This window comes from Microcoleus sp. S28C3, assembly GCF_036700785.1.
Taxonomy (GTDB): Bacteria; Cyanobacteriota; Cyanobacteriia; order Cyanobacteriales; family Microcoleaceae; genus Microcoleus; species Microcoleus asticus.
The window spans coordinates 34560-47097 of the sequence record NZ_JAUBPO010000028.1; the positions used below are offsets into that span (position 1 = coordinate 34560).

Below are 12538 nucleotides of genomic sequence, written 5' to 3' on the forward strand. Positions count from 1 at the left end.
GGTTTGATGTCCTTGATTTGATTGTGGGTGAGGGCGAGGTAATTCAGTTTAGTCAAGGATGCGAGCGGTTTGATGTCCTTGATTTGATTGTGGGTGAGGGCGAGGTAATTCAGTTTAGTCAAGGATGCGAGCGGTTTGATGTCGCTGATTTGATTGTTGTCGAGGGAGAGCCAATCCAGGTGAGTCAAAGATGCTAGCGGTTTAATGTCACGGATTTGATTTTTGTCGAGCTTTAGTTTCGTGAGACTCGAAAGTTGTCGATCAGCCGCCTCGCACTCAGTAGTTCCCGCTTTCTTCAACAACACCTCAACAGTATGTTTAGTTTCAGGACTCAAAGAAGCCTTTTCATAACACCAATTAGCAAATGTTTGTTCACTATCGCCCTGTTGTTTCTGCACGAGCCATAAGAAAGGTTCATTTCCACTAATTTGCAACTGACGCAATATTCCCAGTAACAGAATGCTGACCAATCCTATCGAAGTCAATCTCATCAATTGGAGCTGATTCATTAGAATCTCCTAAAATATGGTAGATGTCAAAAGTAAAGATGTCGCCAACACTTTAGCTGACTTTAGCCCGACGTTCTTGAAACCGTGTTACAAACTCTTGGCATTGACAGAGAGTGTTTGGTTCATGGCTTTTATCTTAAATAGCTTATGTTGTAAGCTGTTCCAACATGAGCTCAGTATACCCATTTTTTCCACTCCAAATTACACCACTCAAGATTTGAAAAAGATTGTTTGATTCAGGGCTTTTATCCTAAATAGCTTATGGTGTAAGCTGTTCTAACATGAGCTGAGTATACCCATTTTTTCCACTCCAAATTACACCACTCAAGATTTGAGAGAGATTGTTTGGTTTATGGCTTTTATCCTAAATAGCTTATGTTGTAAGCTGTTCCAACATGAACTCAGTATACCCATCTTTTCCACTCCAAATTACACCACTCAAGATTTGAGAGAGATTGTTTGGTTTATGGCTTTTATCCTAAATAACTTATGGTGTAAGCTGTTCTAACATGAGCTCAGTATACCCATTTTGCTGTTGCTGAATACAGGTATGAATTCAAGATTTCGGAATGGCTATAAGCCAAGTAGGGTGAGTTTGGTAACATCAAGCGAAAAGTTAATTCATACCGTGAATCAGCAACGCCGAAAAACGATTAAACCAGTCATAATTACGGAGATCGTATCGTATTGGTCTGTTTGAGTGATTTATAAATGTAAACTGATAGCCACCATCGGAGTTTGCATCAAAAAATGTAGCCAGGTCGCTCTCCTTTTTTATTATGGATTGGTTCCTAAATGTTGAGTTTGGATAATTTGTTTCAAATCCCAACTCTGTTTGCTTAATTAATATCGTAAATAAACAAATGGGATAAAACTAGAGTAGTTTGTGCCAATTTAATTGCTTGAGTTTGTATTTCCTGTTGCTCGTGAAGGTAGTTATTTTTGCACAACTGTGCAATGGGTAATATCAAAATTGGGCGTTGCTGATTTACGGTATGAGTCAACTTTTTTGGAAAGTTACAAAACTCATCCTACTGGGCTTATAGGACTCCAAACTTGGCGTTGCTCAATAGCGGTATGAATTATTGAGGAACCGGAACATCCCAGAATTTCAGATAATGTAGTAACAATCTAATTGAGTGTCTCAGTAGTTCTTCTAATTGGGAATAGCGCAGTATCTTGCAATACAGAAATGTGATCAGTGTTTACCTTGTTTCTTCCCATTTTTACGGATATGGGTGCAACCGCCTTCTGGGCATTGCATCCTCAATTGATTTCAATTCATACGAACATTATGCAACGCCCCCATTTTTTCCACTCCAAATTACACCACTCAAGATTTGAGAGAGATTATTTGGTTCAGGGCTTTTATCCTAAATAGCTTATGGTGTAAGCTGTTCTAACATGAGCTCAGTATACCCATTTTCTCCACTCCAAATTACACCACTCAAAATTTGACAGCCTTTTATGAAAATGGTTGGTTTAACTTTGACATCGGGGTGAAATGAGCAGTCGTACAGAAACTTACGCTAAGGAATTGATTAGTCGTTTTGAATATTGCGTTCGCCTCTTATAAATCTGTACCAATCGATCTGTCTGAAACTTAAAAGTCTCAAATCCTTACTGTGCCGTACAAAAAAGCTGTACCAAAAAATTTATGCTCTAATTGGTACAATTTAATTTTTAACTCTTTAAGTTTTTGAGAGATAAAAAGAGTAGTTGCCAGAATGCTTATCCAGTAACACTTTCAGCCTTAACGTAAGTTTCTGTACGACTGCTCATTTACCCCCGCAACCATTTCTATAAATGGGATGCCCTTCCGGGCGGGATTGCGGCTATTTTTGCAGGGCCCGAAAATAAGCCCTGGGCTTTTAAGCCAAATCTTGCGGCCCCTGACAAAAATCCCGCTAAAGGTATGTTACCTAGTATGTTACTGCCTAGCACTTGTCTAGGAAGTAGGCGGGGAAACTCAAGAATCCCTACCTAGGGCTTAGAAGTGCGACGGCGCGGTCAGGATATTAAATTTCCCATTTAGAGGTAGAAACTGTTACAGCTCACTCAGCTATCTATTTTCAGATTGGGCAGTTGGTCGAGCGCCTCTGGGATTTTGGTTATCTGATTGCCACTGAGGTCAAGCTTTGTCAAATTCGACAGTTGCCCTAGTGCCTCTGGAATGGAGGTAATCTGATTGTCATTGAGGCCAAGCTCTGTCAAATTCGACAGTTTGCCAAGCGCCTCTGGGATGGCTGTAATCTGATTGTCATTGAGGCCAAGCCCTGTCAAATTCGACAGTTTGCCAAGCGCCTCTGGGATGGCTGTAATCTGATTGTCATTGAGGCCAAGCTCTGTCAAATTCGACAGTTTGCCAAGCGCCTCTGGGATGGCTGTAATCTGATTGTCATTGAGGCCAAGCTCTGTCAAATTCGACAGTTTGCCAAGCGCCTCTGGGATAACTGTAATCTGATTGTCACTGAGGTCAAGCTCTGTCAGATTCGACAGTTGCCCGATCCCATCTGGGATGGCTGTAATCTGATTGCTATAAAGGTCAAGCCCGGTCAGATTTGACAGTTTGCCGATGGCTTCTGGGATGGAGGTAATCTGATTGCTCCAAAGGTAAAGCCTTGTTAGATTCGAGAGTTTGGCGAGCGCCTGTGGGATGGCTGTAATCTGATTCTTAATGAAGCCAAGCGAGGTCAAATTTGACAATTGTCCGATCCAATCTGGGAGAGATGTAATCTGGTTGTTATCGAGATGAAGCCCTGTCAAATTTGACAATTGTCCGAGCGCCTCTGGGATGGATGTAATCTGGTTTTCACTGAGGTCAAGCCATGTCAGATTGGACAGTTGTCCGAGCGCCTCTGGGATGGATGTAATCTGGTTGTTACCGAGGTGAAGCGATGTCAGATTGGACAGTTGTCCGAACGCCTCTGGGATGGATGTAATCTGGTTTTCACTGAGGTCAAGCCATGTCAGATTGGATAGTTGTCTGATTACTTCTGGAATGGAGGTTATCTGATTCTTACGGAGGTCAAGCTCTCTCAGATTGGACAGTTGCCCGATCCAATCTGGGATAGCTGTAATGTAATTGCTCCAAAGGTGAAGCGATGTCAGATTGGACAGTTTGCCGATGGCTTCTGGGATGGAGGTAATCTGATTATTCCAGAGGGAAAGCTGTGTCAGATTGGACAATTGCCCCAGCGCCTCTGGGATGGAGGTGAGCTGATTATTATAGAGGGAAAGCTCTCTCAGATTGGACAATTGCCCGAGTGCTTCTGGGATGGAGGTAATCTGGTTTTTACTGAGGTTAAGCTGTGTCAGATTGGACAATTGCCCAAGCGCCTCTGGGACGAAGGTAATCTGATTATTCCAGAGGTTAAGCTGTGTCAGATTGGACAATTGCCCAAGTGCGTCTGGGATGAAGGTAATCTGATTGCTACCGAGTTCAAGCTGTGTCAGATTGGACAGTTGCCCGAGCGCCTCTGGAATGGAGGTAATCTCATTGCCACCGAGGTCAAGCTCTGTCAGATTTAACAGTTGCCCAAGTGCGTCTGGGATGAAGGTAATCTGATTGCCACGGAGGTCAAGCACTCTCAAATTCGATAATTGACCGAGCGCCTCTGGGATGGAGGTAATCTGATTTTCAGTGAGGTTAAGTATTTTTAAGTTGGTTAATTAGACCTCTTGCAAAATTATTTTGTGCTATTATGGAAAGTTTAGCAAATTTTATGGTCTAGCAGGCCCGGCAAATTTAAGGAGATGCCAATCAACCCAATAATTCAAAGTTTGACCTAAACTCGAGCAAACTTTTAAGGATAACACATATTTTTTTTGCAAGAGGTCTATTGAAGAACAGCATCAGGAAACTCAGTTAGCTTATTTCCAAGCCGTTCCTCTTTCTCCTCATCCCACTTTCCCAACAGCAACGTCTCAAGCTGTGTGCACTTGCCAATCTCCGGCGGCAATTCCTCCAAGCCCAGCCCTGACAAATCCAGCTCAGTCAAATTTTCCTCGGCTGCTTGGTCAATTCGCCGCACTGCTTCCTCTCGCGTCATGTCCTTTGTTTCTCCTGAGTATCCATTTTATTCTGACAGTTAAATTTAGCCTCTTGGAAAAAACGGCAGGAATCAGGATGGACACCAAAAAAACAAATTCATGGTATTTCCCAGCGTAAGACGTGGAAATGCGGAAGCTACTATCAGGATAGGGTAATTTCCCCGCCTAGGGCTTGAAAGTGTGGAGGCTACGTCAGAAAACTCTAATTTTCTGAACTCTCAAATTTTAGGAGCTAGGTTTTGGTGTCCACTTACAGATAGACTCTGGCTTGAGAGGACAAGTCTTGAGTGCGCTCGAATTTCCGCCGAGGTAAAGAGCAGTCAGTTTAGTCAAGGATGCTAGCGGTTTGATGTCCTTGATTTGATTCTTGTCGAGTTTGAGCCCAGTCAGGTTAGTCAAAGATGCTAGCGGTTTGATGTTGCTGATTTGATTGTTGGTGAGGGTGAGCCAATCCAGTTTAGTCAAAGATGCTAGCGGTTTGATGTCCTTGATTTGATTGTTGGTGAGGATGAGCCAATCCAGTTTAGTCAAAGATGCTAGCGGTTTGATGTCCTTGATTTGATTGTCGCTGAGGGAGAGCGAAGGCAGGTTAGTCAAGGATGCTAGCGGTTTGATGTCCTTGATTTGATTGTTGTAGAGGGAGAGCGAAGTCAGTTTAGTCAAAGATGCTAGAGGTTTGATGTCCTTGATTTGATTGCCGCCGAGGCAGAGCGTAGTCAGGTTAGTCAAGGATGCTAGCGGTTTGATGTCCTTGATTTGATTGTTGAAAAGGTAGAGCAAAGTCAGTTTAGTCAAAGATGCTAGCGGTTTGATGTCCTTGATTGGATTGCTGTCGAGGGAGAGCAAAGTCAGGTTAGTCAAGGATGCTAGCGGTTTGATGTCGCTGATTTGATTGCTATTGAGATCGAGCAAAGTCAGGTTAGTCAAGGATGTTAGCGGTTTGATGTCCTTGATTTGATTGTTGTAGAGGGAGAGCGAAGTCAGGTTAGTCAAGGATGCTAGCGGTTTGATGTCCTTGATTTGATTGTTGTTGAGGGAGAGTTCCGTGAGACTCGAAAGTTTCCGATCGGCTGCCTCGCAATCAGTAGTTCCCGCTTTCTCTAACAACACGTCAACAGTATGTTTAGTTTCAGAACTCAAAGAAGCCTTTTCGCGACACCAATCAGCAAACGTCCGTCCACTATCGCCACGTTGTTTCTGAACGACCCATGAGGAAGGTTCATTTCCACTATTTTGCGACTGACTCGATACCACCAACAGGAAAACCAAGATTAATAAGATCATAGAAAATAACCTCTGTAGATTTATATATATTTCCCCCATCTAGGGCTTGAAAGTGCAGAAAGTCTGTCAGGAAATTCTCATTTTCTGAACCCGAGCTTAGAACCGCCAAGGTCATCAAATAGTTTCAAGCGCGTGACACACGGTTTTTGATGTTTTCAGCCGGACGGGCAGGCGGCTATTTTTCCGACGGTCTTGTAAGTTTTTTTTCACTTCGGCAAACATTTAATAGCCCGTCGAAAAAATCCCGCTAGAGGTTTGAGCGGGGATACTCTATTTCCCAGCCTAGGACGTGGAACCGTTGTCGCTACGTCAGGAAATGTAGCTATCCTGACCCAGCTTGCGGGTGTCGGAGGTTAGGTATTGAAAAATCGAATTTTGGATACTGTCACCCTGATATTAGTTTTCGGTTCCCTGTGGCTAGCTGTGATCGACCCCAGTACACGATCAGCATTTGGCAACCTAAAGACCAGAGCTCACCCGCAACCGGAAGCGCAGGGAGCTTGCGACCAAAGACTGTAGGTTGTCGGTGTGCAGCGACTTGTTAGCCCGTTGTTGACGGCTCTTAGCGTGATGGACAGCGAATGGAGCGAGCGAAGCCGTCACGCCCATCAACATCAATTGTATTGTTGTTAACTACACGATAACTTGGGTCGCCGACTATGGGACTATTGGGCCGATAAGTACCTGGCACAAAGCACCCACCAGGGCCACAAAACGAAATTGAGTAGAGACCTTCCCCTGCAGGAGCAATTGCTAACCCCCAGGGATTGGAGCAATCGCCATATTTCCAGAAACCAGCAAGTGGATGTGATCGCGAAGGAACAGCCAGTTTCTCCGCGATGCGATCTAGGTCATGGCGAGAAGTGAGGCGGGTTTGTGTGATAGGTGATGTCGGGGCTGGTGGTTTGATGTCGCTAATTTGATTCTTATCGAGGTCGAGTGCAGCCAAGTTAGTCAAGGATGCTAGCGGTTTGATGTCGCTGATTTGATTGTTGTAAAGGGAGAGCACAGTCAGGTTAGTCAAGGATGCTAGCGGTTTGATGTCGCTAATTTGATTGTTGTAGAGGGAGAGCAAAGCCAGGTTAGTCAAGGATGCTAGCGGTTTGATGTCGCTGATTTGATTGTTTTCGAGGTAGAGCTCGGTCAGATGAGTCAAAGATGCTAGCGGTTTGATGTCCTTGATTTGATTGCCATCGAGGGCGAGCTCGGTCAGATGAGTCAAAGATGCTAGCGGTTTGATGTCCTTGATTGGATTTTTGTCAAGGTTGAGCCAACTCAGTTTAGTCAAGGATACTAGCGGTTCGATGTCGCTGATTTGATTGCTGCCGAGGGAGAGGAAAGTCAGGTTAGTCAAGGATGCTAGCGGTTTGATGTCCCCGATCTGATTGCTGTCGAGGGAGAGGAAAGTCAGGTTAGTCAAGGATGCTAGTGGTTTGATGTTCCCAATCTGATTGCTGTCGAGGGAGAGCGTAGTCAGGTTAGTCAAGGATGTTAGCGGTTCGATGTCCTTGATTTGATTGTTGTCGAGGGTAAGTTGCGTGAGACTCGAAAGTTGTCGATCGGCCGCCTCGCACTCAGTAGTTTCCGCTTCCTCCAACAACACCTCAACAGTATGTTTAGTTTCAGGACTCAAATCAGCTTTTTGGCGACACCAATCAGCAAATGTCCGTCCACTATCGCCCCGTTGTTTCTGCACGACCCATGAGGAAGGTGCATTTCCACTATTTTGCGACTGACTCGATACCACCAACATGAAAACAAGGGCTAATGAAATCATAGGGAATAACCTCTGTGGATTTTTATATATTTCCCGACGTTGCTGATTTACAGTATGAAAAGCTAAATAGACCCGTCATAGAAACCAGTATCGACAAAGCTTGGGGATTTTCAACTTATTTTTTTCATACCCTGGTTAAGCAACGCCTTGGTGACAATATTGTGTACAGTTGCCAAAGTAACCAGTTTGTAAGCCATTTTTGTTTTTCTCCTTGGTTTTTCTGGTGAGCGTGTGGTTGGTAGTAGTAATACGATAAATAAGTATATTGGATGAAACTAGAGTAGTTTGTGCCAAGTTTAGTGCTTAAGTTTGTATTTCCTGTTGCTTTTTAATGTAGTTATCATTGCACAACTGTGCAATGGTAATTTGAAATTACTCTTACTCTAAGAAGTGAAGTGATGTTGTGTAAACTAACAACGCTGAAATAGATTGAATCAAGCGACTATTTTGACATTGATAACCGAGCTAAGCTGGTGAATATATTTGCAAAAACGAGCACCCTTTATCCTCATCGGTAACTGGCTGTAGGGTGGGGTCAATACGGTTCGGTTAAAACCAAAAACCAAGTAATTTGTCAAGCTCAGTCAAGTCCAAAAATTATCTTCATCTGGAATACCAAAGTGAGAACGCCAATCAGTCGCTAAAAAATACCCTGACCAGGAGTTAGCAAATTGTTAGGATCGTAACGTCGTTTTGCACTGACCAACTTGTCCCAAACTGGACGAAAGTGCTGTCGCCAATCGTTTTGGGAGAAGGGAATAGCATCTACGGAATATCTGTAACCACCTAAGTCACGGTTTTGCTCAAATAGTCTGCGATTATCAGACAGCATTCGTGTAACTACAGTATCCTCTGGTGGTGCTGCGGTTCGCAAAATAGCAAACAGAAACACGATCTCTTCTGTGGGAACCCGGAACAAGGGTAGACGAAAACGGTTTGTGTTGACTGGATCTAGCAGAATTGGCCCTTGACCTGTATTAGCTAGTGTTAAGGTAGAAACGAATTTACCAACAAAGTTTTCAACTGCGCTACCAGGCAAAAACAAATTTTACCAGGGATGAGGATAAGACCAAACGCCGATGGATTTAAGGTAGGCAACTGTGTCAGCTAAACGATTCAGAAAGTCAAAGTAAGACTTATCCTTCAGGGGGCGACAAGCGCCCCTGAACCTTTAGAGGCAAATGTTTTCGCGCGATCGACACGCCTCAAAAAAATCGGCTTATTGACAAAATAATCTCAATAGTGAAAAAGCACCCAGTTGTGATAAAAAAGAAGGGTCTTGCTAATATTACAAGACCCAATAAATAATAATGTTGCCCTCATTCTATCACGATATCCTCCAAAAATATCTCACCCCTGCACAATTACTCACCCTCCAGATGCTAGTATGGTTGTTACAGTCGAGCGAAAGAAGTTAGAATCGAAAGATTAGCTGCTACCCTACAGTTACCGCTATTGCTTCGTAGCCGTCGCCGTCACATACAACGATTTTTGGCGTTGCTTAATCAGGGTATGAAAAAAATAACTTGAAAATCCCGAAGTTTTGTGGATACTGGTTTCTCTGACTTGCATATTTAGCCCTTCATACCCTAAATCAGCAACGCCCGATTTTTAAAGATTAAAGCACTCAGCATACTCATACTGTGGTTCCCGATCGTCTTGCCAAGTGATATCCCGTCAGCTCAAAGCCGTTCGTCAATTAGTCATTGCCTTGGATAGAACCCAAGGTCAAGAACATAATGTCTTAATGGTAAGTGATCTCGTTCAAAAAAGGGCGTTTCCCATATTCTGGACGCTGCTCGACAAAAAAGGGGCTTCTAATCTCGCCGAACAGCAACAAGTATTGCGCCCAGTAATTCGGCTGTTGAAAAGATATAAATTAGTAATTATTGGCGATCGCGAATTTCACAGCATAGAGCTGGCGCAGTGGTTGCACCGCGAGCATCTAAGTTTTGTCCTCCGTCAAAAAGGCCATACAACCTTTCGCGAAAAAAAACAACCATTTTGCTCGCGGTTGATACCATACCAGTCCAACCAGGAATTCATCTCTTCTATCCGAAAATTAGTTTGACTCAAAAGAAAGGTTTTTCTCGGTTTAACCTGGTAGCATCAGGTCAACTCAAATATCGAGGTCAACAAGAAGATGAACCTTGGTATTTGCTAACAAATCTCCCAGACAAGAACAAGTGCGATCGCAATTTACGGTCAACGTTACGGCATCGAAGCAATGTTTAAAGACTGTAAAACAGGAGGATCTAACCTAGAACGGTGTCAAGCCTCCCTGACAAATTAATTGCTTTGATTATTTTAATAGCCTTGGCGATGACGGCAGCATGGTTACAAGGGAAGAGAACCCAGCTTCAAGGACAGGAAAAATATGTATGCCGTCTCAAAGAGCCAGGGAGAAATAGAAGAAGACATAGTAAGTTTTGGATTGGTTTATATGGCGAAAATTGGTTGATTGCCTTGGACTCCTGTCAGGAGTGGGTAAAGTCCATGATGAGTTTATTTCCTAAGGGGCGAGCATTTTATCAGAGGGAATTAAGAGCTATAAAGCTGATGGAGCAACCTCTTTAGACTCGTTGTCGCCCCCTGAAGTAAAGAACTCCAGAAAGAGGTGGCAAACTTTCAAACAAAGATATGGCACTGGCAGATGTCACCCAAGAACGATTGGCTACATCAAACCCGATAACAATTGCACTAGCCATCAAACCTTGTAAAACTGCACGACGTGAAGTGTTGTTTTTCATTACTGCTTAGAGGTTAGTTAGCGTGTACTATCTGCAATCTGCTTCAAGGTTTCAATTTGTTTCGCGCGAGCATCCCGTTCTTTTGGTGACAATTGTGAAGTGGTTTTTGGTGCTTCCGACACAGCCAAATCTTTTAACAAAGTTGAACCCACTTCTCCCAGTTTCGACGCTTGGGCTAGTTTGAGCGCTTCATCTAGCGCGTTGTACCATAAACCTGCCTCAGCATAGATATTAGCTTTCTCAACGCTATTTACTGCTCTGTTGAGTTTACTTTGCACGGCAGCAGGCATTGCTACAACCTCAATATTTGCCTCGCTTACTTGATCGCCTGATGGGTTATCTGGGTCGCAATTGATAACAACTTGCCAAAGATATTGTTTCTCCTGTTGCAACCCTAATTCGCTATCCGAGAACGGGGATAATTTCATAATTCCCGGTGAACTCTGCAAGGACATCTGGCGAACTTGTTTGGGTTTAGCACCTGGAACCCACTCGTAAATCGTGAATTTTATTGGCTTGGAGGCGGAATCATCAGGCACAAACCAAGCGAACGTAGGATGTCGAGAAATCGTTCGTCCGACGTAGTTCACAGAGGCAAGAACGGTTAGCGGCATACCTCCTCCAGAACACCCTCTAGTCGTTCCTCCATCCGATCTTCTCTCTGGAGGGACAGGCTTTTGATCGCCAGGTGCATAACCCGCCAGAACAGCCGGAGTTACAATCAGCGCTAAACTCAAGGCACAACAGGTGAGTATTTTGATGTTGATGCGTTTGTTAAAGAACCATTGGATTGACATCATAACTTAGCCCTTTTTGCTTTGTAAATTATTCAATGGATAATTGAGTTTTTCGTCATAACTGATTGTCAACAATGCTAACATCAAATTTCCGATGCCTTAATTGATTAGGAAGTTGTTCAATCTTTGAATCAGAGTTACCTAATCTCACAATATTTATGACTTTTTTGATTTTGTGCTTGTTTTCTCATAACTTCCATCGGGCATTGCAGTATTGTGCCAGTTGCCAAAGTAACCAACCAGTTTGTGGGAGCATCCCGATTTTGCAAAAAGCAAAAAAAATAAACTGCAAATTCACCATTCAAGTAGGCACAACGAAATTACAACAAAAGAGAAACACTTTCAGATTTCCACGCTTGCCCCTGAAATTTTTAGCCTCCTGCCTATCTGCTTGACAACTGATTTTACCGCTGGCGAACCGATACAGCCTGGTTGTAATTCTTGACTTGTTTCATAATCCACAAGGCGAAGACGGTGTTTTTTGAGGTAGGCACCCAAATTAATCACTTGCCGACGGTGGCAGTTATCAAAAATGGATCTCGCATCTTCTACCAGACCGCGCCATAACAAGGCCTCAGCTTGTTTAATCCGCTTGCGGGAGCCACCCACTTTATACAGATTTTTTTTCAGGTAGTACCAGTCTAGGATTTCTTGCCGTTGTGAAGTTGTCGCAATTTCCTTGAATAAATTTCACACACCTGGAGTGACCATCTCCTAAACAGATTACAGGATTAGTTAGCGGCTGACTATTCACCCAATCAGTGAGGCTTAAGTTATCTTGGTAGAGAGCGCCATAATAAAGGTCTTGCAAGCGCACTGCCTTATAATCGCGCCACTGGCAGGGAAGTCCCCATTCGGTTCAGAGTCGCACTTTACCGCCATCTATGCTCACTTGTGCTAGAGCCAGTTTGGCTTCAGGGACGGAAAATTCTTGGCGCTGTACAAGTCTTTGTTGACTGCTATGACTAACCTTAACTCCTGTGAGGGTATATAGGTCAATAGAAGCATTTTGGTAAGACTCGCTCGGCTGAAAGTAGAAAACAGCATTTTTTGCTTCAGAGGACTTCTACGGCTGTAAGGCTCGATCCCCAAGCGGTTTGCTTGTTTTTGTGTAATGAAGAGCCGTCCTACACAACTGTTGAGCGTGCGCGATCACCCTGTAACAGTTTTGGTGACTTTTTGGATAAAAAAAGGGCAACTTTGGGGCTGACATATTCTAGCATCTGTTGACGTACTACTTTCTCAAGACCTTCTAAGGTCGCTATTTCTGCTGAATCTGTATTCCTGTAGAGGATTTGCGCTATCTCGTCAATACAGGCTGATAACCGTAATTGTTCTACGGCTGTAAGGCTCATTTTTTTCCCCTGA

At 43.6% G+C, this 12538-nt stretch carries 8 protein-coding genes and 4 pseudogenes; 2 read left to right on the forward strand and 10 right to left on the reverse strand.

Going from position 1 to position 12538, the window contains the following annotated elements; all coding sequences use genetic code 11:
• The 7 genes and pseudogenes from QUA13_RS10945 to QUA13_RS10980 form a co-directional block, all read right to left on the reverse strand.
• Positions 1-509, reverse strand: a 509-nt coding sequence (locus QUA13_RS10945) for a leucine-rich repeat domain-containing protein (RefSeq protein WP_333198323.1), incomplete at its 3' end; no start/stop codon positions are given.
• A gap of 1082 nt (positions 510-1591) precedes the next feature.
• Positions 1592-1699, reverse strand: a pseudogene (locus QUA13_RS10950) (IS1 family transposase); the annotation flags it as partial.
• An 868-nt stretch (positions 1700-2567) separates the two neighbouring features.
• Positions 2568-4169 (reverse strand): annotated as a pseudogene (locus QUA13_RS10955) (leucine-rich repeat protein); the annotation flags it as partial.
• Positions 4170-4348: 179 nt separating this feature from the next.
• On the reverse strand, positions 4349-4561 hold the full coding sequence (locus tag QUA13_RS10965) for a hypothetical protein (protein ID WP_333198324.1): 213 nt from the start codon (positions 4559-4561) through the stop codon (positions 4349-4351).
• 226 nt (positions 4562-4787) lie between these two features.
• Positions 4788-5846, reverse strand: a complete 1059-nt coding sequence (locus QUA13_RS10970; RefSeq protein ID WP_333198325.1) for a leucine-rich repeat domain-containing protein — start codon at positions 5844-5846, stop codon at positions 4788-4790.
• 562 nt (positions 5847-6408) lie between these two features.
• The gene (locus tag QUA13_RS10975; protein ID WP_333198326.1) at positions 6409-7623 is read right to left on the reverse strand and encodes a leucine-rich repeat domain-containing protein; all 1215 of its coding nucleotides are present in this window, start codon (positions 7621-7623) and stop codon (positions 6409-6411) included.
• Positions 7624-8263: 640 nt separating this feature from the next.
• Positions 8264-8770, reverse strand: a pseudogene (locus QUA13_RS10980) (hypothetical protein).
• 519 nt (positions 8771-9289) lie between these two features.
• On the opposite strand from QUA13_RS10980, the gene QUA13_RS10985 reads away from it, so the two are divergent.
• Both QUA13_RS10985 and QUA13_RS10990 read left to right on the forward strand, forming a co-directional pair.
• Positions 9290-9694 (forward strand): transposase, encoded by a 405-nt coding sequence (locus QUA13_RS10985; protein WP_333198327.1) that lies wholly within the window; start codon positions 9290-9292, stop codon positions 9692-9694.
• A 197-nt stretch (positions 9695-9891) separates the two neighbouring features.
• The gene (locus QUA13_RS10990) at positions 9892-10200 is read left to right on the forward strand and encodes a hypothetical protein (RefSeq protein WP_333198328.1); all 309 of its coding nucleotides are present in this window, start codon (positions 9892-9894) and stop codon (positions 10198-10200) included.
• Here the strand turns inward: QUA13_RS10990 and QUA13_RS10995 are convergent.
• From QUA13_RS10995 to QUA13_RS11005, 3 genes and pseudogenes are all read right to left on the reverse strand, one after another.
• Complete coding sequence (locus QUA13_RS10995; RefSeq protein WP_333198329.1) at positions 10197-10373, reverse strand: hypothetical protein; 177 nt, start codon at positions 10371-10373, stop codon at positions 10197-10199. The genes QUA13_RS10990 and QUA13_RS10995 overlap by 4 nt on opposite strands.
• 17 nt (positions 10374-10390) lie before the next feature.
• On the reverse strand, positions 10391-11173 hold the full coding sequence (locus QUA13_RS11000) for a DUF928 domain-containing protein (RefSeq protein ID WP_333198330.1): 783 nt from the start codon (positions 11171-11173) through the stop codon (positions 10391-10393).
• Between the two features lie 317 nt (positions 11174-11490).
• A pseudogene (locus QUA13_RS11005) lies at positions 11491-12525 on the reverse strand (ISKra4 family transposase).
• Between the last annotated feature and the right edge of the window lie 13 nt (positions 12526-12538).

What these genes read in the sequence shown, in the direction of transcription:
- QUA13_RS10965 (WP_333198324.1), bottom strand. Translation starts at nt 4,561, where the DNA reads ATGACGCGAGAGGAAGCAGTGCGGCGAATTGACCAAGCAGCCGAGGAA.
- QUA13_RS10975 (WP_333198326.1), bottom strand. Translation starts at nt 7,623, where the DNA reads ATGATTTCATTAGCCCTTGTTTTCATGTTGGTGGTATCGAGTCAGTCG.
- QUA13_RS10995 (WP_333198329.1), bottom strand. Translation starts at nt 10,373, where the DNA reads ATGAAAAACAACACTTCACGTCGTGCAGTTTTACAAGGTTTGATGGCT.
- QUA13_RS11000 (WP_333198330.1), bottom strand. Translation starts at nt 11,173, where the DNA reads ATGATGTCAATCCAATGGTTCTTTAACAAACGCATCAACATCAAAATA.
- QUA13_RS10970 (WP_333198325.1), bottom strand. Translation starts at nt 5,846, where the DNA reads ATGATCTTATTAATCTTGGTTTTCCTGTTGGTGGTATCGAGTCAGTCG.